This is a genomic window from Streptomyces sp. NPDC001530, from assembly GCF_042894545.1.
GTDB lineage: Bacteria > Actinomycetota > Actinomycetes > Streptomycetales > Streptomycetaceae > Streptomyces.
In genome coordinates this window covers 162,386-183,630 of the sequence record NZ_JBIAVS010000004.1, presented here as the reverse complement: position 1 = coordinate 183,630, position 21,245 = coordinate 162,386, and the positions used below count along the sequence as shown (strand labels likewise).

Below are 21,245 nucleotides of genomic sequence, written 5' to 3'. Positions count from 1 at the left end.
GGTCCGCACCCCATCGACTGTGGATGCCCGCCAGCATCCCCGCATGCCGCAGGAGAACCCCGCATGCACAAGCAGTACCCGCACCACCGGTCCCCCCTGCGACTTGCCCTCGCGACGGCCACCGCGGCCGCGCTGACGGGCGGTCTGCTCACCTTCTCGGCCGCGACGGCGACGGCCGCGGACTCCTTCAAGACGGCGAAGGCCGACTTCAACGGCGACGGCATCGGTGACGTCGTCGCCTCGGCGCCCGGCGCCTACGTCAGCGGCCACGCCGACGCCGGCCAGGTCGTCGCGCTCTACGGCACCGCCACCGGCGTATCGTCCGCCAAGCGCTCGACGATCAGCCAGAACACCACCGGCGTTCCGGGCACCGCCGAGACCGGCGACTACTTCGGCGCCGAGACGGCGTACGCCGACTTCAACGGCGACGGATACGACGACCTCGCCGTCGGCTCCCCGTACGAGAAGGTCGGCACCGACACCAACGGCGGCGCCCTCGCCATCCTCTGGGGCTCGGCGAGCGGCCTCACCGGCAAGAGCAGCGACGTGCCGGACCCGGCCCCCTCCTCGCACGACTACTGGGGCAAGGACCTGGCCGCCGGCGACTTCGACGGTGACGGCAAGGCCGACCTGGCCGTGGGCAGTTCGGCGAGCACCATCTACGTCTACAAGGGTGGCTTCACGACCGCCGGTACGCCGGGCGGCCGTTACACCATCAAGCCCCCGATCCATTCGGGCACCAACGACTTCCCGTTCGGTCCGATGAGCCTCACCGCCGGTGACGTGAACGGCGACGGCCGCACCGACCTGATCGTCGACGGCTTCGAGACCCAGACCTCCTACGGCTGGAACACCAACTACTACGTGCCCGGCACCGCGAGCGGCCTGAGCGTCGCGTCCGCGCAGGCCCTCAAGCCCGGCATCATCACCGCGATCGGCGACATCAACGGCGACGGCTACGGCGACATCGTCAGCGGCGCGGGCTGGGACAGCAAGACCGACGAGGGCACGACCGTCCCGGACTCCGCCGACGGCGGCAAGGTGAACATCACCTACGGCTCGGCGTCCGGTCCGGCCGGGACCTCCGGCATCACCCAGAACACCGGCAACGTGCCCGGCACCTCGGAGAAGGGCGACTCCTTCGGCTGGGACCTGGACATGGGCGACGTCAACGGCGACGGCTACCAGGACCTCGTCGTCAGCGCCGCGAAGGAGGACATCGACGGCGTCACCAACGCCGGCATGGTCACCGTGATGTACGGCTCCTCGAGCGGCGTCAAGGTCTCCTCGGGCGTGCAGGCCTTCGCCCAGAGCACGGCGGGCGTCCCCGGCAACGACGAGACGAGCGACCTCTTCGGCGCGGACGTGAAGCTCGACGACGTCACCGGCGACGGCAAGGCCGACCTGCTCGTCGGCTCGTACGAGAACGGCGCCAACGGCGCGGTGACCTACCTGCCCTCCAACGGCACGACGATCACCACGAGCGGCTCGCGCACCGTCTCCCCGAGCACCTCGGGCGTCTCGACGGACGGCACGCCGCAGTTCGGCGCCATCTTCGCCGACTGAGCCCTCCCCTCTCTGCACACGCCGGGCCCGTGGCCGTCACGGGCCCGGCTTCCCCCATGGACTCTCCAGAGCGTTGGAGCCCCTGCCTTGCGCAAGCGCACCCTCCTGCCGGCCGCGACCCTGACCACCGGCCTGCTGACCGCCCTGCCCGCCACCACGGCCGCCGCCGCACCCTCCGGCCTGGCGGGGGACACCTCCGGCGTGCCCGGCACCGCGGAGAAGGGCGACCGCTTCGGCGACCGGGCCCTGCTCACCCACCACTCCGGCGACGGCCGCGCGGACCTCACCCTCGCGGCGCCCGTCGAGAACTCTGGGGACGGCGTGGTCCGGTCCCTGCGTTCCACCACGACCGGCCCCACGGTCACCGGCGCGACGAGCTTCCGCCCGTCCTCGACCGGCGTCCCGACCACGGCCACCCCCGGCCACGGCACGGCTCTCAACGGCTGACCTCCAAGGAGCATCCCCATGCGCAGACGTACCTCCGCGGCCCTCGCCGCCTCACTCCTGGCAGCGGGCCTCACCCCGCTCGTGCTGAGCGCACCGGCCTCGGCCGCTGTCGCCAAGCACTACGACGACTTCAACGGCGACGGCTACCGCGATGTCGCGTACGTCGGTTACAACCGGGACGGCCATGACGGCGGCGCCGTCACCGTCGTCTACGGGACCGCGAGCGGCCTCAACACCTCGCACACCCAGGTCATCGACCAGGACAGCCCCGGCGTCCCCGGCTCCGGCGAGGAGGACGACATGTTCGGCGAGGCGCTCGCGAGCGCCGACCTCAACAAGGACGGCTACGCGGACCTCGTCGTCGGCAACCCCATGGAGCACGTGGGCACCGCGGAGTACCGCGGCACGGTCACCATCGTGTGGGGCTCCACCTCCGGCCTGTCGGGCGGCACCAACGTCACCCCGAAGAGCGGCGCGAACGGGTCATTCGCGCACTTCGGCCGCGACCTCGCCACCGGCGACTTCAACGGCGACGGCTCGCCCGACCTCGCGGTGATCGGCGGCGAGGAGGCGTGGCTGTACCGCGGCTCCTTCACCAAGTCCGGCTCCACCGGCACCGTCAGCAAGATCGACAAGACGGACGCGGGCTGGTACTCGTACGGGCTCGCGGCCGGCAAGGTCAACGGCGACGGCAAGACCGACCTGGTGGTCCTCGGCACACAGTTCTCCGGCGACGAGCCGATCAGCCGCGTCTGGTTCCTCAAGGGCGCCTCCACGGGCCTGACGTCCGGCGCGACCAAGACGCTCGACAGCGACGCGACGACCGCCGCCGTCGGCGACTTCGACAAGGACGGCTACGGCGACATCGCCCTCGGCCAGCCCGACCGCAGCGCCGGCAAGGGCGCGGTCACCGTCTGGCGCGGCACCTCGTCCGGCCCCAGCGGCTCGACCACCTTCACCCAGGCCACCTCCGGCGTCTCCGGCACGCCCGAGGCCTACGACGACTTCGGGTACGCCCTCTCGGCCGCCGACACCAACGGCGACGGCTACGCGGACCTCGCGGTCGGCGTCCCGCACGAGGACGTCGACGGCATCGAGGACCAGGGCGGCGTGCACCTGTTCCGCGGCGGCTCCGGCGGCCTGAGCGGCGCCCGCTCCTCCTGGATCCCGCAGACGGTGACCGGCGCGGACGGCTCCAACGCGTCCTTCGGCTACACGCTCCACCTGCGGGACCTGAACGCCGACGGCAAGGCGGAGCTGGGCGTGGGCTCGGCGGGCGTCGCGCTCGTGCTGCGCGGCACGTCCACCGTTCCGACGGCGTCCGGTGCCGTGACGCTGCCCGACGTCGGCGGCAGCTTCCTCGACTGACTCCGGGAGGGGCGCGGGGCGCAGAGGCCCGGCGCTGCCTTCGGCCGATCGGAGGTCCCGGACCTCCCATCGGCGGACCGGAAGTCCCGGACCTCCCATCGGCCGACCGAAAGTCCCGGCCCTCCCCTCGCTCCCCTCTCTCCCCTCTCTCCCTTCGCTCCCTTCGTGAACCCTTCCGCATCCTGCCTTTGAACGGGGAATCCCATGCGCAAGCGCACCCTCCTGCTGGCCGCGACCCTGACGACCGGCCTCCTCACCGCCCTGCCCGCGGCCACCGCCTCCGCCGCGCCCTCCGGCCTGTCCGGCGACTTCAACGGCGACGGCTACCGCGACCTCGCGATCGCCGCGCCCATCGCCAAGGTCTCCACCAAGTCCGGCGCCGGCTACGTGGCGATCGTCTACGGCACGGCGAGCGGCCTCGACACCTCCAAGCGGCAGATCATCAGCCAGGCCACGGACGGCATTCCGGGCACCCCGGAGTCGTACGACTACTTCGGCGACCGTCTGACCACCGGCGACATGGACGGCGACGGCTACACGGACATCGTCGTCGGCGTGCACAGCGAGAAGATCGGCTCGACCGACTCGTACGGCGCCCTGACGGTGCTGTGGGGCGGTGTGGACGGCGTGAAGTCCGGCACCGACATCTCCTCGCCGCTGCCGGAGTACCGCAACGAGCTCGGCTGGCAGATCGCGGCCGGCGACTTCGACGGAGACGGCCACACCGACCTGGCCGCCGCCAACAACTCCACGCCCGCCCTGAACATCTTCCGCGGCCCCATCTCCCGTACGGGCACGGCGGCTTCACTCGTCGGCGTCGACACGGTCGGGGAGACCACGATCTACCCGGACCAGCTGATCGCGGGCGAGGTCAACGCCGACGGCAAGCAGGACCTCCTGGTCATGGGCCAGGAGGAGACCAGCACCGGCGACAACCGCACCCGCAGCGCCCTCTACCTCGGCTCGGCCACCGGCCCGAAGTACAGCAAGAAGCTCGCGGGCGGCTACGCGGGCACGATCGCCGACGTCGACAAGGACGGCTACGGCGACATCGTCACCGGCAACTTCATGGAGAAGTCGACGACCGAGCCGAACGGCGGCCTGGGCGGCGCGATCACGGTGACGTACGGCGCGTCCGGCGGCCTCAGCACGCGTACGCCCGTCCGCATCACCCAGGACACCACCGGCGTCCCCGGCACCGGTGAGAAGAACGACGGCTTCGGCTGGAGCCTGTCGTCCGGCGACACCAACGGCGACGGGTACGCCGACGTCGTGATCGGCTCCGACAGCGAGAGCCTCGGCTCGGTGAACGACGCCGGCCAGGTCACGGTCCTGCGCGGCTCCGCCTCCGGCCTGACCGGCACCGGCTCCAAGTCCTACTCGCAGGACACCACGAACGTCCCCGGCACCGCCGAGGCCTACGACTACTTCGGTGACGCGGTCTTCCTCACGGACGCGAACGCCGACGGCCGCGCGGAACTGGCGGTCGGCGCCCGCGGCGAGAACGGCGGCGACGGTGCCGTCTGGCTCTTCAAGTCGACCACCTCCGGCACCACCGCGACCGGCTCCAAGTCCTTCGGCAGCACCACGCTGGGCGGGCCGTCGGGAGACGCGTACTTCGGGAACGTCTTCGCGGGCTGACGTCCCTCACGCATCACAGAGTTCACACAGTTCACATGGAGAACTCCCGCGAACTCCCTTATGCGCGAGCGCACTGCCTGGCCCTCGCCGCCCTGGTGGCGGCGGGGGTCGTCCCCCTGACCTGACCCCCCAGGCCTCGGCCACCCCGGCCACGTACACGGACGACTTCAACGGCGACGGCTACCGCGACCTGGTGACCGCCGCGCCCTCCGCCACCGTGGGCGGCGCGGCATCGGGCATCACCACGACGCACGCGCTCGGCTTCGGCCCGTCGTCCGCGGGCGTGTCCACGTCGGGGTACCCGAGGTTCGGCGCGGGGATGCTGCGGTAACCCCGGAAACTTCCCTCACCCTGCCCCTTAGGGGATGTCACAGGTCGGCCCCAATGCCGGGCCCGTTGCCCCGGGCCCGGCACGGCACTCTCCGGGACCCGGTACGTTCGATTACGTGGCTGGATTCAGGATCGGACGCGGCGCCCGGGACAACCGTGCCCCGCAAGCGCGACCGCAACAACACCAACCGTCGTACGGGCAGCAGGCCCCCCAGGGAGGCCAGCAGCCGCCGTACGGCTATCCGCCTGCGCCGCCGCAGCAGCAGTACGGGGGCCGGCAGTACGGAGGGCAGCAGCCGCACGGCGGTCAGCCCTACGGCGGCGGGCAGCAGGGCGGATGGCCCCAGACCGGCGGCGGCCAGGACGAGCCGGAGTACTTCGGCCACGGGCACCCGCAGCAGGGCCCGGACCCGTACGCGGCGAACAGCCCCGGCCACACCCAGGCGTTCTCGATCGGCGAGGACCCCTACAGCCAGGGCGAGACCTACCGCGCGGGCCAGGCGGCGGCCCCGCCGGTGGGCCCCCGCCTGCACTGGAAGGACCTGCTGAGGGGCATCGTGCTGGCCCCCAACCAAACCTTCCTGCAGATGCGCGACTACACGATGTGGGCCCCGGCCCTGATCGTGACGTTCCTCTACGGCCTGCTGGCGGTCTTCGGCTTCGACGGAGCCCGCGAGGACGCGATCAGCGCCACCCTTTCCAACGCGGTCCCGATCGTCCTGACGACCGGCGTCGCCATCGTCATCAGCACGTTCATCCTGGGCGTGGTCACCCACACCCTGGCCCGCCAGCTCGGCGGCGACGGCGCCTGGCAGCCCACGGTCGGCCTCTCCATGCTGATCATGTCCATCACGGACGCCCCGCGCCTGGTCGTCGCCATGTTCTTCGGCGGCAACGCGTCCTTCGTCCAGCTCCTCGGCTGGGTCACCTGGATCGCGGCGGGCGCCCTGCTGACCCTCATGGTCAGCAAGTCCCACGACCTCCCGTGGCCGAAGGCGCTCGCGGCATCGGCGATCCAGCTGATCGCGATCGTGTCGATCATCAAGCTGGGCACCTTCTAGTACTTCCTAGTACTTCTCGCACATACGAGAGAGGGGCTCCCTGCGCAACGCAGGGAGCCCCTCTCTCTGTTCATCCGCTTTCATCCGCTTTCATTCGCCCTCATCCGTTCTCATGCGGTCTCATGCGGTCTCATGCGTCGAGGACCTGCCCGGCCCTCTCCACCACAGGCGGCTCAACGCTCCAGACGTCATTGACTCAATGAGGGTGGCTGTTGATTACCTCTCTGTGCCCAGCTGCGCTGGGGGCCGCCGCGCCCCGTGGGTAAGCCACAGAGCAGCCCAATCGCAGTGCTTCCCAGCTCGTGGCTGCCCAGGCCAGGGCGCCCCGCGGGTCGGGATTACTCGACAGCGCCTTCGTGTGCGGCGCAGCGTGGAAGGGAGGGCAGTGCCGACGCGCTTGCCCGGCACGTCGGAGCTGCTCCTGGAGGAGTGGAGGCCCCGATGAAGTGCAGGATCGTGGCGTGTTGCGCAGCGTCGGCCGCGATGGCCCTGGGGATGGCCGTCGGCCCGGTCGCGGAGGTCTCGGCGGCTCCCGCGCAGGCATGCGAGTTGATGGACACCAACGGGGACGGCGTGATCGACGTGCAGGGACTGGATCAGGACGGCGACGGTCAAATCGATACGATGGCCCGCGACCGCGACGGCGATGGTGTGATCGATGAGGTCGGGGTGGACACCGACGGCGACGGAATTATCGACAAGGTCACGGATCAGTGCGCAAGTGGCGGGGGCTCCGACGGCGGGGACGGTGCATCGGATCCGCAAGACCGTCCTGGAACCGAGCAACGGGATCCCGGGACGCAGAATGAGGATCCCGGAACTGAGCACGAGGATCCCGGAACTGAGCAGCAGGATCCCGGAACCCAGCAGGACTCGGGAGGCATGCACGGTGAGTAGGTGCCGGCTGCTCAGTTGTTGAGGCAACCGCAGCGTCCGCATCCCTCATACAAGCCTGAGCCCCGTGCCCCAACCGTGCCCGACAGACCGAGAGAGGAGCGTTCGCGCCCCGCTCCTTCGCTGCTCAGTGCCGCCGGTAAACAAGAGCACCCAGGCGGACACGGCGAACACCAGAGAGCCAAGCAGGGCGAAGAAGACAAGCACGCCAACCAGCCAGATGCCGATCCCAGTGGATGCGCTGGTGAGCGTGACGATGGTCATCGAGCCAGTCAGAGGCCAGGCTGACCGCGTATTGGGCGCCGAACTGTCGCGATTCATACAAAGACTCCGACGGCACTGCCCACGTCCCGGCCGCTGCATCTGAACGCAACGATTAGACGCGGGCCCCGAGAGCCCTTCACCGCTTACAGAGAGTGACGTGGACACTCGACGGTTACAGGCGTACGCGACTTGCCTGCCGGGACGGCTCTACCGTCAGCGTTCAGTGCGGCGGAGTACGCGCGGGTCAGAGTGCTTCCCTGTTGCCCTTGGGCGTCTCTCCCGACTTGTGTACTGGAGGCAAAACACTCCACGGGAAGTTGATCCACTCGTCGGTCCGCTTCCACACGTACTCGCACTTCACGAGGGAGTGGGACTTCTCATAGATCACGGCGCTGCGCACCTCGGCGACGGTGTCGACGCAGAAGTCGTGGACGAGCTTGAGCGTCTTGCCGGTGTCGGCGACGTCGTCGGTGATCAACACCTTCTTGTCGGAGAAGTCGATGGCGTTGGGCACGGGAGCGAGCATCACGGGCATGTCGAGCGTGGTCCCGACACCGGTGTAGAACTCGATGTTCACGAGGTGGATGTTCTTGCAGTCGAGGGCGTAGGCGAGCCCGCCGGCGACGAAGACACCCCCACGGGCGATGCTGAGCACGATGTCGGGCTCGTACCCGTCGTCGGCGATGGTCTGGGCGAGCTCGCGGATGGCGGAGCCGAACCGTTCGTAGGTGAGGTTCTCGCGCACGTCGCTCATCTCGTCGCCACTCACACCTGGGTCCGATGGAAGTTGAGGAAGGACCGGGAGGCGGTCGGCCCACGCTGCCCCTGGTAACGGGACCCGTACCGGTCACTGCCGTACGGGAACTCGGCCGGCGAGCTGAGCCGGAACACGCACAGCTGCCCGATCTTCATGCCCGGCCACAGCTTGATGGGGAGGGTCGCGAGGTTGGACAGCTCGAGGGTGACGTGCCCGGAGAACCCCGGGTCGATGAACCCAGCGGTGGAGTGGGTGACGAGCCCGAGCCGCCCGAGCGAACTCTTCCCCTCAAGCCGCGAGGCAAGATCGTCGGGAAGGGTGATGACCTCGTACGTACTGGCGAGGACGAACTCCCCGGGATGCAGGATGAACGGCTCGTCGCCCTCGGGCTCGACGAGCCGGGTCAGGTCCGCCTGCTCGATCGAGGGATCGATGTGCGGGTACCGGTGGTTCTCGAACACCCGGAAGTAGCGGTCGAGCCGCACGTCGATGCTCGATGGCTGAACCATGGATTCGTCGTAGGGATCGATCCGGACCCGCCCGGCATCGATCTCGGCCCGGATGTCCTTGTCTGAGAGAAGCACGTCCTGAGGATACGCAAGGCGCGCGGACCGACCACAATCGTGACGGCCCACGCGCCTGCCCACTCGGCGTGAACGCTTCCCGTTCCCGCTCCTACTGCTTCTCCAACTCCACCGGAACGACGCTCCGGAGCCGCGCACACCGCGGACACCGGATCAACCGACCAGGACCGAGCCGCTCGGCCTGCTGCATCGGGAACGAAGCGGTGCTGAACACGTGCCCCTCGGCACAACGGACGACGGTGCGCTCCATCAAGTCCTCAGAGTCCCTTCCCCAAGAGCCGCGTCTGACTGACGACGAAAGCCACATTACGGGATGAAAAGGACGGCTCTCCAGGCGGCACTCCGGTCCCACCCAGACCCTCTTCCAGGCCCCCACCGTACGCCCCAACTCCCGCCCCCCGCAGCCGCATCCACCCTCCAAAACGCAACCGGGCCCCACGGCTTCAGCGCCGGGGGCCACGCATGAGGTAGAGTGAGCGGGCATTCGACACCGGCTCAACGGGTGTCTTACGCGGGTGTAGTTTAATGGTAGAACATCAGCTTCCCAAGCTGAGAGCGCGAGTTCGATTCTCGTCACCCGCTCCATGATGAAACCCCAGGTCAGCGACCTGGGGTTTGCTTATTGTCTAGACCAATCGACGTTCAAGTCGCTTACGCAAAGGGCGACTTGCCCGCGCGGCGGACGCGCTCGCCGACGACTGTCGGATCGTCGGCGCCGGCGTGGCTGGCGGCTTCCCTCCAGGTACTGACAGATGGATCTGTCCATGCCCACGCCACGGCGCGCTCGGCTGCATCAAGAGCCCGCAGTAGTGCCGCCAGACGGGGGGTGCGCGCGGCACTGTCTCCCCGTGGCGGTGAACGGGACGGTCCTTCCCGTCGGATGCGGTGTCTCACGTCGGATGCGGTGTCTCAAGGCAGGACCACGGAATCCGGATGCGCCGCGAGCCAGTGCTGTAGTTCGGCGTGCCGGAACTGGTAGGCGGGACCGGAGTAGCGCATGAGGCCCGCGGAACAGGCCCAGTCCAGGAAGCGGCCCAGCCGGAAGGGCAGCCGCCGGCGCGAGCACAGCAGAAAGACCAGGTAGCGGCGCGCGGCGCTGAGGCCCGACGCCCGGCCGGAGGCGACCGCGGTGGCCGCTCCGATGACGAGACCCGTGCCCGGATCCAGTAGCAGGGCCACCGTGCCGCCGACCGCCAGCCCGCCGAACAACCCGGTGGAGACCGCGTAGATGAGCCCGTACACGGTGTCGTCGCGCAGCGCGACGGGAGGGCTGACGGCGGTCGTGGGCGCCCCGCGCAGTCCGGCCGCCATGCTGAACCGGAAGCCGACGCCGAGCCCGGCCACCCAGCTCACGACCGTCCCGGCGGCGAGCGCGGCCGAGGCGTGTCCTGCCGCCGCGAGGGCCGCGCCGAGCGCCAGCCCGGTGGCGATGCCGACGACGGTGGCGAGGACGGGGTTGACGACGAGGCCCACCACGAAGCGACCCCGCAGGCCGGGAACGTGCCGCTTCTGCCAGTCCAGCCTGCTGGGGCTGAGGGCGAGAGCGGCGGCCAGGCTGGACGCCCCGGCCAAGGCCAGCACGCTGGACGCCACCTCGCCGACCCGAGAGGTCAGCCAGGCGCCGGGCAGGACGGCGCTGATCAGGCAGAACGTCAGCAGCGCATCCGCCACGCGCACCGTGCGGGGCCCGGCCAGCGGCCACAGGCCGTGCACGGTGATGTCGGTGGTCGGGTACGCGGTGGCGCCGGTCCCCGCCAGGTGCCCGGCGAGGTGATGCAGCCACCGGTGGACCTGCGCCGGCCGGTAGCGGGGTGGGCTCGGGTCGCCGGCCGCCGGTTCCACGGCGGCCGGAATGTAGCGGGCCAGCAGGTGCCGGTCGAGCGCGTCGGTGTCGTGCAGCGCGAGCAGGTCCGCCGGGTCGCCGTGGTAGCGGTAGACGGTAGCGGTCAGCCCGAGCCGCCAGGGGGTCGACAGGGCCTGGGCGTGCACGCCGAAGGGGTGGGCGGCGAGGTGGTCCAGCAGGGTCCGCCAGCGGGCTGGGTCGTGGCAGCGGTCGCGCAGATAGGTCAGCGCGGGTGCGGACGCCACGGGTGAGATGACCACCAGCGCGGAGTCGATCAGCGGCTCGTGCGCGAGGAGCGCGTCGTAGTTCGCGATCCGGCTGGTGAGGACGAGCGGGCCTGCGTTCAGGCCCTGCTGGTGGGCGTTGAGGTGCTGAACGGCGGCTCGTGCCCGGCGGGCGTCCGGGTCCGGTGAGCCGTCGGCCCGCGGCGGATCCATCTCGTCCAGGCCGTCGAGGACCGGCAGCACCATGCCGTGGGCCACCAGCCCCTCCGCCATCTCCCAGGGCCAGTCGAGGGCCTGGGTGAGGTGGTCCACCAGCAGTTCGGGCAGCGTGTGGGCCGTGTCCCACTGAGCCATGGGGATGCGCACGGGCACCGGGTCGCCGTCGGCCCGGTCGGAGGCCAGGGCCAGCACGAGTTCCAGGGCCAGCACCGTCTTGCCGGAGCCGGGTGCCCCGGCGATGACCAGTCGCCGGGGCCGGGTGGTCCGGAAGAAACCGGCGATGTCGGGGGCCGGGTCACACTCCGGGCCGGGGGCGCCGGTGTCGCGGAAGGTGCGCCCCGCCACCGGGGCCTCGGCCGCGCGCCCCGGCACCGCGCGCAGGGTGTAGCGCAGGTCGATGCGCCGGGTGTCGCCGCCGAGCAACTGGTGCCGCAGTTTGCGCTCGGTCTCCTGCACCTGGACGGCCAGCGTCGCCGCCCACTGCCGCACCAGTTCGGCGTCCGTGCCCTGCCAGGGGCGCCGCAGCGCCGCCATCGCGGCCACCAGTCCGGCCGCCCCGAGCGGCAGCCCCAGCAGCCCGGCGGTGTCGGCCGGATCGAGCCCACCGCGCACCAACTGGGACACGGCGTACCCGGCACTGGCCATCAGCAGGAGCGCACCGAGCGCGACCCCCGCCCGGCGCCGCTCCCGTTCCCGTCGTCCCCCGAATCCCGCCATGCCTTGCTGCATACCCGCCGGGCACGCCGAACTCCCGCCGCGACAGTGGAGATTGAAGGCCCGTGGGCCGGAGGACGGAGGCCGGTGTGTGTCGGCGGGGCCCCCAGGCAGCCGGGTCGAGACACGTTCCCCGATCGACGATGCCGGCTCACGCCGTTGCCCCCAGGGCACGGCGGGGCGGACGCGGCACATTGATCGAGTGCCTGCGTGGCCACGCACAGTTGGTGCACACTTTCGGGGTGGGTCTCCAAGGGGAGGGGGTGGCGGACCTGCCCAGCGGTGAGCGGCTGCGTGTCATCTTCGTTCACGGGACCGGAGTACGTCGGAAGCGGTTCGCGCCTCTGTCGGACCTGGTCCTCGACAACCTGGGGTCGCGACTTCCCCGGGCCGAGGTGTCCGCCGTCTACTGGGGCGACGCGCACGGCGCTTCCCTCGGGGCGGGCGGCGTCTCGATCCCCCGCAGGGGCCGGGTCCGTGGCCCGTCGGACGCCACCCCCTTGGACGAGGAGGCCGCGGTGTGGGGGCTTCTGCTCGTCGACCCGCTCTGCGAACTGCGGGTGTTGGCCGAGTGCGGCTTGCAGGACGACGACATCGGGGCACCCGGCGCACTCGCCGAGGGGCGCCAAGTCGCCCGCGCCCTGGAGTCCTTACCGGCGGCTTTGTCCGCTGACCCGCCCGCGAGCGGGATCGCGCAGGCGGCGGGAGGAATGGCGAACGTCCTCGCGGCAGCGGAAGCAGTGGCGTCCGCTCCGGAGTTCGGTGACGCCTGCGATGCCGTCGTGGACGCGCCGACCGTGCGGGAACTGGTGACCTCGACGGCACGAGCGGTCATCGCGCACGCGCTGGCCGCCGTCGGCGACGAGGTGGTCTGCACGGGTGACGAACGAGACCGCCTCGTCGACCTCGTCTCCACCCGCCTCGGCGGCACGGGACGGTTCCCGGGCGAGCGGGTCGGGGCCGTGCTGGGCACCCTGGCGCTGCGCCTGACGACACAGCCCGTGCTGGACCGGTGGCGCACGCCGCTGACCACCGGCGCGGTGCCCGCACTCGGCGACATCCTGCGCTACCAGGCCAGAGGCGGCCCGCTGCGCGACCACCTGGAGCAGGCGATCGTGTCCCAGGACGGGCCGACGGTCGTGATCGGTCACAGTCTCGGGGGCATCGCACTGGTGGACTTGTGCGCACTGGCCGCGATCGGACAGACGGCTGTGCCGCAGCCCCTGTTGCTGGTCACCGTGGGCTCTCAGGCACCGTTCCTGCACGAATTCGGCGCGCTCACCGGTCTGCCGCCGTCGGCCGGTCTGCCCCCGGGGTTCCCGCGCTGGCTCAACGTCTACGACCGCAGGGACCTGCTGGCCTACCGGGCGGAACCGGTCTTCACCGACGACTCCCGGGTGACCGACCACGAGGTGAGCAGCCGGCAACCGTTTCCGCTCAGCCACAGCGCCTACTGGAAGCTCGACGCGGTGTACGACCGGATCGTCAAGGAGATCAAGGAGATCAAGGAGATCGAGGCATCGCGGTGAGCACGGTCGATGTCGTGGAACCGATCGATCCGCGCAGGATGTTCGCCTTGGTGGTCGGCATCGAGTCCTACGCGATCAGCCACAGGTGGGATCTGCCCGGCGCGGCGCAGGACGCCGTGCGCTTCGCGGACTGGCTGACCGCCGGCGGCGTGCCCGAGGAGCAGGTCCATGTCCTGGTGTCCCCCCTGGACCGGACCGCGGCGGGCCTGCCGGACTCCGACGGCCTGGCGCCGACACGCGATCACGTCGAGCGGCTGCTGTTCAAGGAACTGCCCGCGTGCGACGGGGACCTGCTGTGGATCTACTGGGCCGGGCACGGCTACCTGGACCACGCCCACCAACTGCTCCTGCCGTACGCCGACGCCACCCGGGACTGGACGTCCCATCTCAATCTCGAGGCCGCGCTGCGCTGGTGGAAGGGATCGGGTCCCATGGCGGGCCGCTTCCGCCGGCAGATAGCGATCGGCGACGCGTGCCGGGTGGACGCCCGTCTCGTCCGGAAGCTCTCCTTCGGGGTGGCGGAGTACGGCGCCCGTCCCCCGGACCCTGACCGGCTCCAGTTCACGCTGTACGCCTCTCGAGTCGGCGAGCTCGCCCAGAATCTGCCGGACAGCGGAGCCGGGCAGTTCACCGACGCGCTCATCCGCCGGCTCCGGGGGACCTCGCCGCAGACGAGCGTGCGTGAGCTCGTTCCGATCGTCCGGACCGTGCAGGCCGACCTCTTGGAGCTGCGCTCCCGCGGACTGGCATGGCAGCAGCCCCAGTTCGTCGTCGAGCGGGACTGGACCGGTTCCACCTTCCTCGGCGACAGCCGGACCAACGACGACCGGCCGACGGGCGGCACGACGACACACAGCGCAGCCTGCCTCGACCAGCGAGCGTGGGACGAATTGGCGCCGCTGCTCCACCTGCCCCGCCTTCCCTCCCACACGTACGACGCCTACCGCTGGGCGTTCGAGATCACCGACTGCGCCCATCCCGCCCGACGTGGCCTGCCGGCCGCCGAGCTGGCGGGCATCACGCACGACCTCGATGCACGCCAGGGCCGACGGGGCATGCCCCTGGTGCTGCCGTTCATGAGGTATCTCGCCGCCCACTGCACGGACAGCGTGTGGGCGCAGCAGGTCCTCGCCTGGATCGAGTCGGCCCGTGCGCGGCTGGGCATCTCCCCGGTCCCGGTCCCTCCCCGAGCCGACCCCGAGCAGGTCGGCCTGCATGTGCGGTTCGAGGAGGACACAGAACGGGATGGCGCCTACTGGGTGCGGATGTGGCTCTACCGCAACGACGGTTTCGAAACGCTCTGGGAGTCGGACCAGCCGCTGGACCCGGCCGGGACCCGGCGGGCGCTGGCCCGTCTCCTGGACGAGACGCACGCGTGCGACGTGCGACGTATCGAGTTCCATGTACCGCTCGGTCTGCTGGCCGAGCCGTTCGAATCCTGGCGGCTGCCCATCGGCAGGCGCCGCAAACCCGTCGAACTCGGCCAGACGTTCGAGGTCGTGGTGCGTTGCCCGCACGAGCGGGACGGCCTGGCGGGGGCGCTGTGGCTTCGCAAGTGGCAGTGGCTCAAGGCCCATGGCGGAACGGATCCGCAGGCGGTGAGGGAACTGCGGGACGAGGCTGTGTCCGTGGAACTTGGCACCGTGCTCCAGGCCGCTGAGCCCCCCGTCTGCGTACTGGCCGACGTCTCCGGGCCGCGTCTGACGGAGACGATCGAAGCCGTGCTCGACGCCGGCGTTCCGATCGCCGTGTGGCACCGGGACGGCGGTGAACCCGGTCGCATCGCCGCGATCCTCGCCGAACAGCGGGACCGGGAGGAACTGAACGTCCGACGGCTGCCCTTCCTGGTGTGGCAGTCCAGGATCCCGAACGCGGCTTCCACCGCGCGGACAGGACGTACGTCCGCGGCCCGTCTCGCGTTGATGTGGGACGACCCCGAACGTGTACCCGAAAGGCGGGCATTGTCATGACGGCGGAGGACTGGTGGATCTACCGAGGCCCTGGGGCCCGTGACGACCGGCGGGCGAAGCTCGCAGCCGAGTGTCCTCCATGGCGCACCTTCGACGGCGAGACGGATCCCGAGTACGACTTTCCGGACCGCGACAGCGCGGCCTGGAGGGAGACCCTACGGCGGGGAGCCGACCACGTTCCGGACACGGCGGAGGCGAACGCGGTCAACACCGCTCTGTATCTGCGCCGTCCGCTGCTGGTGACCGGAAAACCGGGAGTGGGGAAGTCCTCCCTCGCCTACAGCATCGCCGCGGATCTGGGGCTCGGCCCCGTGCTGCACTGGCCCATCACCAGCCGGAGCACGCTGCGCGACGGGCTCTACCAGTACGACGCCATCGGACGGCTCCACGAGGCCAACCTGCGGCATCTGCGGGGGCAGAGCCCGGACCCCGACGGCGAGGGCCCCTCGATCGCGCCCTACCTCCGCCTCGGCCCCCTGGGCACCGCCCTGCTGCCTCGCGAGCAGCCCCGGGTGCTGCTCGTGGACGAGATCGACAAGAGCGACATCGACCTGCCCGGTGACCTGCTGACCGTCTTCGAGGAAGGCACCTACGACATCCCCGAGCTGGCCCGGGTCGCCGGTCAGGAACCCGAGGTGCGGGTCGGCACGCACGACGATCCCGAGGCGCGGGTCCGCGTACGGCGGGGGCTCGTACGGTGCCGGTCGTTTCCCGTCATCGTCCTCACCAGCAACGGGGAACGGGATTTCCCGCCGCCGTTCCTGCGGCGCTGCATCCGGCTCTACATGGAACCGCCCGGCGAGGAGAAACTGGTGCAGATCGTCCGGCAGCGTCTGAGGCTGGACGCGGCTGAGGCCGACCGTCATCGAGAGCTCGTCGAGCAGTTCCTGCAACGGCGACTCGACGGCGATCTCGCCACCGACCAGCTCCTCAACGCCGTACAGCTGCGGCTGCGCGGGGCCTGGCCCGACACCGCCGGCGAGGGGGAGTTCCTCGACGCGGTCCTGCAACGCCTCACCGGTCCCACAACCGGTCAGGGACCCTCGTGATGCTGGCGGAACTGCGTGCGGCGCTGCTGGCAGCCGGAGTCGAGGCCGGACCGGAGGAACTGGCTGACATCCTCTGGCTCGCGAGCCGAACGGGCGCCCACCGCCGGCCACGCGGGGACGAGGAGCCCGAGCGGCCGCCGCCCCTCGGCGAGCGGACGCCGACGGCTTCCCCGCCGCCGAGTGACACCACCACGCCTTCCGCCGGCGGAGTACGCCACTACGCCGCCGCCTCACCTGGCGGCGGGCCCCGTGACGTGCCGCGAGGCAGGCCGGTCCAGGTGCGGCGCGCGTCGGACCTCGCCGACCCGCTCGCCCTCATGCGAGCCCTGCGCCCCCTGGCCAAGCGGACCGTTCCCGGTGTGACCGGCACGGAGCTGGACGAAGAACGCACCGTGGTCGCCAGCGTCGAACAGCGCATGACGGTGCCGGTACTCACCCCGCGCCGCAGCCGGTGGATCGACCTCGCCCTGGTCGTGGACACCCATCACTCGATGCTGCTCTGGCACGACCTGGTCATGGAGTTGTCCAGAACCGTCCAGCGAGCCGGGGTCTTCCGGGACGTGCGCACCTGGTTCCTCAGCGGCACCGAGGGCGCGTCCCCTCCCCGGATCGCGTCCGTACGCGGCGGTGAGGCCCGCAGTCCCCAGGAAGTCGCCGATCCGACGGGGCACCGGCTCACGGTGGTCCTGACGGACGGAGTGGCGCCGGGTTGGGGCAGCGGTGCCCTGCACGACGTGCTGCGCCACTGGGCCGTGCACAGCCCGCTCTGCATGGTGCAGGTCCTGCCACGCCGGCTGTGGGGCAGCGCGGCGTTGCCGACGACCGGCATGCTGGTGCAGGCGAGTCAGCCGGCCGCCCCCAACGCGTCCTGGCGCCTGCTGCCTGCCCGCGCCCGTCGGCGGCGCTCCGAGCCCGGGCAGGGCGGGCCTCGGTCACCGGGGCCGGCCGGGACGATCGCTGTTCCCGTCGTCGAAGCCACTCCGTCGGGGCTGGGTTCCCTCGCCTCGATCGTCACCGGAGGCGGGCGCTGGCACCGGACGTCCTGTCTGGCGGTCCCCCGAGCCCGCTCACCCGTGGAAGAGCCACCCGCCCCAGCTCCCGCCCTGTCCGGCCCCGCTGCTCTGCGGCGCTTCCAGGAGACCGCGTCCCCCCTCGCTCTGGAACTGGCCGGCTACCTGTCGGCGGTGCCGCTCACCCTGCCCGTGATGACCCTCGTCCGCCGGGTCATGCTGCCCCACGCGGAGCACGGGCATCTCGCCGAGGTGGCGTTGGGCGGACTGCTCGTCCCCTGGGAGCAGGCGGGCGACCGGCCCACCGACGACATGTCCGTGTTCGCCTTCGACTTCCTGCCCGGAGTGCGCGAGGCACTGCTCGGGGCGCAGCTCCGCCACGACGTGACGGCCGTGCAGGAGCTGGTACGCCGCAGGATGGGCCGTCATCTGGAGCGCCGCGCGACGGGTCCCGGCACCGACTTCACGGCGGTGCGAGTCGGGCCGGGCGAGCCGGCCGGCGCGGGCCGCGGCCGGGCGGTGGGGGCGGGCGCCGTACCGTTCGCCGAGTCCATCGGCGCTCCGCGGCACGTGACCACGGTGGGGCAGACGGACGCGATGGCCTTGGGGGTCCACCCGGTCGTCTTCACGGACCGGGCCCGCCCCCTCCCGATCTACGTGGAGCGGGACCTCGACGGCCACCTGCGTGCGGCCGTGCGGCGTGCCGCCTCCGGGGACCGAGTGCGTGTCGTCCTGGTCGGCGAGGCGCTGTCGGGGAAGACGCGCTCCGCCTGGGAAGCGATCCGGGCCCTCGTCCCCGGCTGGCAGGTGTGCACGCCGGACGGCGGCACGAGCGGTCAGGACGCCGTGCGGCGCGTGGGTCCCGAGACCGTGCTGTGGCTCGACGGTCTGGAGCGATTGCCGGCCGTCGAAGCACTTCTTCGGTCCGCGGGCGCGCCACGGCTCGTGCTCGCCACCGTGTGGCCGGACCACTGGGAGAGGATGCGCCCGGACCCGGCCTGGAAGGGGGCCACGGTGATCCGCGTCCCGCGCGCCCTGACCGCCGCGGAGGTCGAGCGCGCGCGCTCCGCCTGGGCCGGCTCCGGCCACCCCGTTCTCGACGCCGCAGTGGAACTGGCGGGGGACGGCGGTGGGTTCGAAGGACTGACGGCCGGCCCGGCGTTCCTCGACGCCTACGAGAACGCCGATGACATGGTGCGGGTCCTGGTCGATGCGGCCGTGGGCGCGCGGTCCCTTGGCTGTCGGGCGCCGTTGCCCGCCCGGGTGCTGGTGCGTGCGGCCAGGGACTACCTGTCAAGCCCACCAGCCGGCGACACCGAGTTGCTCAATGCCCTCGAGCGCGCCACCGCTCCTGTCGTGGGAGGCATCTCCCTGCTGGCGACGCACCTGGGCCGTGACGACATCGGCTACTTCGCGCATGACGTGGCCCTGAACATTCTGGCCGGGCACCTGACCGCGCTCTGGCGGCCCTCGCTCCTGCGAGCGCTCAGGAACCATGCGTCCCGCCTCGACCTGGCGGCCGTCATCGAGTCCGCCCGGCAGCTCGGACTCACGTTGCCGGACTGGCCCACCAAGCGATTGGGACCACCCCCCAGCAGCTCGGCCGTGTGCCTGTGGGACCAGGACCGCCCGCTGTGCTCGGGCGTGCTGCTCGGTCCTGAGCTTGTCACGGCACCGGCCGGCCCCCTGGGCGAGCCGGTGTCCCGGCTACGGGTCTCCCGCGCGGGGGACCCGGCCACCGCCAGGTACGAGGCTGGGATCGACTCGGTCGACGAGGTCACCGGACTGGCACTCGTCTCGGTGACGGACGCGCGGTGGCCGCAGGTCTCGAGCGACATCGCCGCTCTCAGCCGGACCGACCCGGTCCCGGGGCAGCGCTTCACCGTGGTGGGCCGGCCACCGGAGCCATCCGTCGCGTCGGCGCCCTACGTCTTCCTCGACACCACGGCACTCGCCCCCGACACCCTCAAGCCGCAGTCCTCGGCGCCCTGGACGACCCGCACGGTGACGGGAGCTCCCGTGCTCGACGAGCGCGGACGCATCGCCGGGGTGGTCACGAGCGTCACGGACGCCGGCCTGGCGCTGGTGACCGGCCGGGGGATCGACGCCGCGCAGGCGAGGGCGCCCCAGCAGCCGGCTCAGGACCGGCAACCCGAACAGGAGCCAGTGGGACGACACGGCACCACGCAGGAATGGCAGTATGACGGACTTGGGGACCGAATTCCCTTCCTGGCCCGGCTCGAACAGCGGGATCGAGCCGACCTGCTCGCCCTCGGCAGCGAGATCACCTTCAACGCCCGTACTCCGCTTCTCCGTCAGCACGAACCGAGCAACCACATCCTGATCATCGTTTCGGGCTGGGCCAAGGTGACCGCTGCCGCCGCATCCGGCTACGAGGCCCTGTTGAACCTGCGCGGGCCGGGAGACCTGGTGGGTGAGGAAGCGGCGCTCACCGGACGCCCCAGGAGCACGACTGTCACCGCGCTGGAGCCGGTCAAGGCCGTGGCCGTGTCGGGCGACCGATTCACGCGCTTCCTGCAGCGACATCCCCTCGTGTCCCACCACCTGCTCGGACTCACGGCCGACCGGGTACAGCTGGCGGACCGCCGCCGTCTGGAGCTGGCCTCGATGTCCGTGCGTGAGCGCTTCGCCTCGCTGCTGCTGGACCTGGCGCGGACACACGGACGCCGTACGGGGGAAGGCATCGAGCTTGCCCTGCCCCTCACGACCCAGGAACTGGCCGGGTCCGTGGGCGCGAGCAGGGAGATGACGCAGCGGCTGCTCAGAGAGCTGCGCGAGCGGAACATCGTGACAACCGGCCGGCGCCGCATCGAGATTCTCCGTCCTGATCGGCTGCGGGCCCTGGCCGGGTCGGAGGGCAGTCCTGGTGGTTCTGTGGACGTCCTGTCCCCGTACCGGGGTCAGGAGAGCGCCAGGAACTCGAAGGGAATCCAGAAGGTCGAAGTCGCCGTCAAGTGGGACCCGAGTCCCACAGGGCAACCGCCCACCGACCTGGACCTCGTCGCGGCGGCCTACGCGGCGGGCGATCCGTATGGCGATCCGGCGTACGTGGTGCACTTCGGCAGCCGCTCCCCGGACAGCACGATGCACTTGAACCGGACCAGCAACGACGGCGCGGGCTTCGGATGGAAGGAGGTGATGACCCTGGAGCTCGACCGGCTCGCCGACCGATATGCGCGCGTGGTGGTCGGCGTCGTCATCCAGCAGCGTCCCGTGCACCGCACCTTCGCCGGCGTGCTCAACCCGGCCCTGCGCATCGGCGAGAGATACACGGTCCTGGACGAAGACGACTTCAGCGGCGTCCTGGAGGCGACGGCGGTCACGGTCGCGGAGTTCGTGCGCGACGAATCGGGCTCATGGACTTTCCGCGCCGGCATCCACGGCATCGAGGCTTTCGACGGCGGCACGGCTTCCTTCGCGGCAGTCATGGGCAGGACGCACGAACGCTGACGCCGCCGGTCGCCGGAGCCGAGGAGGGGCCCATGCAGGGCTGCTCGGCGGCGTCGTGCCCACGGCGTGCCCTTCAGAACGGACGACCACGGTCAACAGCAGCGCGTTCCCGCACACTCACACCGCCACTTCGGAGCACGTATACGCAGGTCAGGTGCCATTTCCTCGCGCAAGGGGATCCATTTGGTCCCTGCCGGACGTAGCCGATCGAGATGTCTCCCCTCCCGAGAAGCCCTGGGAGGGGTGGGTCGCAAGCCCGCGCGAGCGGGTGTCGCCCCGTCCGACGGCGGCAGCACCGGCCGAA

The 21,245-nt window shown here is 71.0% G+C and carries 15 protein-coding genes, 1 tRNA gene and 2 pseudogenes; 14 read left to right on the top strand and 4 right to left on the bottom strand.

The window, feature by feature from the left end; all coding sequences use genetic code 11:
- The first annotated feature begins 63 nt into the window (after positions 1-63).
- From ACFY0T_RS08810 to ACFY0T_RS08780, 7 genes are all read left to right on the top strand, one after another.
- A complete protein-coding gene (locus ACFY0T_RS08810) occupies positions 64-1,566 on the top strand; it encodes an FG-GAP and VCBS repeat-containing protein (protein ID WP_388866177.1) in 1,503 nt (500 codons plus the stop codon).
- Positions 1,567-1,653: 87 nt separating this feature from the next.
- Complete coding sequence (locus tag ACFY0T_RS08805; protein WP_388866174.1) at positions 1,654-2,013, top strand: hypothetical protein; 360 nt, start codon at positions 1,654-1,656, stop codon at positions 2,011-2,013.
- Positions 2,014-2,031: 18 nt separating this feature from the next.
- On the top strand, positions 2,032-3,381 hold the full coding sequence (locus tag ACFY0T_RS08800) for an FG-GAP-like repeat-containing protein (protein WP_388866171.1): 1,350 nt from the start codon (positions 2,032-2,034) through the stop codon (positions 3,379-3,381).
- Between the two features lie 204 nt (positions 3,382-3,585).
- Positions 3,586-5,022, top strand: a complete 1,437-nt coding sequence (locus tag ACFY0T_RS08795) for an FG-GAP-like repeat-containing protein (protein ID WP_388866168.1) — start codon at positions 3,586-3,588, stop codon at positions 5,020-5,022.
- Positions 5,023-5,143: 121 nt separating this feature from the next.
- Positions 5,144-5,353, top strand: coding sequence for an FG-GAP repeat protein (locus ACFY0T_RS08790; RefSeq protein ID WP_388867024.1), 210 nt, complete (start codon positions 5,144-5,146; stop codon positions 5,351-5,353).
- A 34-nt stretch (positions 5,354-5,387) separates the two neighbouring features.
- A complete protein-coding gene (locus ACFY0T_RS08785; protein ID WP_388866164.1) occupies positions 5,388-6,413 on the top strand; it encodes a Yip1 family protein in 1,026 nt (341 codons plus the stop codon).
- Positions 6,414-6,854: 441 nt separating this feature from the next.
- Positions 6,855-7,310, top strand: a complete 456-nt coding sequence (locus tag ACFY0T_RS08780; RefSeq protein ID WP_388866161.1) for a hypothetical protein — start codon at positions 6,855-6,857, stop codon at positions 7,308-7,310.
- A gap of 45 nt (positions 7,311-7,355) precedes the next feature.
- Here the strand turns inward: ACFY0T_RS08780 and ACFY0T_RS08775 are convergent, their stop codons facing one another.
- The 3 genes from ACFY0T_RS08775 to dcd all read right to left on the bottom strand — a co-directional run bounded on the left by ACFY0T_RS08775 (position 7,356) and on the right by dcd (position 8,912).
- Complete coding sequence (locus ACFY0T_RS08775; protein ID WP_388866158.1) at positions 7,356-7,571, bottom strand: hypothetical protein; 216 nt, start codon at positions 7,569-7,571, stop codon at positions 7,356-7,358.
- Between the two features lie 244 nt (positions 7,572-7,815).
- On the bottom strand, positions 7,816-8,325 hold the full coding sequence (locus ACFY0T_RS08770; protein ID WP_388866155.1) for a phosphoribosyltransferase: 510 nt from the start codon (positions 8,323-8,325) through the stop codon (positions 7,816-7,818).
- Positions 8,326-8,336: 11 nt separating this feature from the next.
- Complete coding sequence (gene dcd / locus ACFY0T_RS08765; protein ID WP_388866152.1) at positions 8,337-8,912, bottom strand: dCTP deaminase; 576 nt, start codon at positions 8,910-8,912, stop codon at positions 8,337-8,339.
- Between the two features lie 511 nt (positions 8,913-9,423).
- Between dcd and ACFY0T_RS08760 the strand changes: the two genes are divergently transcribed.
- A tRNA-Gly gene (locus tag ACFY0T_RS08760) sits at positions 9,424-9,497 on the top strand.
- Positions 9,498-9,821: 324 nt separating this feature from the next.
- Here the strand turns inward: ACFY0T_RS08760 and ACFY0T_RS08755 are convergent.
- Complete coding sequence (locus ACFY0T_RS08755; protein ID WP_388866149.1) at positions 9,822-11,915, bottom strand: NACHT domain-containing protein; 2,094 nt, start codon at positions 11,913-11,915, stop codon at positions 9,822-9,824.
- Positions 11,916-12,175: 260 nt separating this feature from the next.
- Here ACFY0T_RS08755 and ACFY0T_RS08750 point away from each other — a divergent pair, with 260 nt between their 5' ends.
- The 6 genes and pseudogenes from ACFY0T_RS08750 to ACFY0T_RS08725 all read left to right on the top strand — a co-directional run bounded on the left by ACFY0T_RS08750 (position 12,176) and on the right by ACFY0T_RS08725 (position 20,941).
- The gene (locus ACFY0T_RS08750) at positions 12,176-13,441 is read left to right on the top strand and encodes a hypothetical protein (RefSeq protein WP_388866146.1); all 1,266 of its coding nucleotides are present in this window, start codon (positions 12,176-12,178) and stop codon (positions 13,439-13,441) included.
- A complete protein-coding gene (locus ACFY0T_RS08745) occupies positions 13,438-15,411 on the top strand; it encodes a hypothetical protein (protein ID WP_388866143.1) in 1,974 nt (657 codons plus the stop codon). The genes ACFY0T_RS08750 and ACFY0T_RS08745 overlap by 4 nt, the downstream gene beginning before the upstream one ends.
- Positions 15,408-16,460: an AAA family ATPase gene (locus ACFY0T_RS08740; RefSeq protein WP_388866140.1), complete on the top strand. Its 1,053-nt coding sequence runs from the start codon at positions 15,408-15,410 to the stop codon at positions 16,458-16,460. The genes ACFY0T_RS08745 and ACFY0T_RS08740 overlap by 4 nt, the downstream gene beginning before the upstream one ends.
- Positions 16,460-17,893 (top strand): annotated as a pseudogene (locus tag ACFY0T_RS08735) (SAV_2336 N-terminal domain-related protein); the annotation flags it as partial. The gene ACFY0T_RS08740 and the pseudogene ACFY0T_RS08735, both read left to right, overlap by 1 nt.
- Before the next feature lie 1,743 nt (positions 17,894-19,636).
- Positions 19,637-20,341, top strand: a pseudogene (locus ACFY0T_RS08730) (Crp/Fnr family transcriptional regulator); the annotation flags it as partial.
- Positions 20,342-20,374: 33 nt separating this feature from the next.
- Positions 20,375-20,941, top strand: a complete 567-nt coding sequence (locus ACFY0T_RS08725; protein WP_388867022.1) for a TerD family protein — start codon at positions 20,375-20,377, stop codon at positions 20,939-20,941.
- Positions 20,942-21,245: the final 304 nt, after the last annotated feature.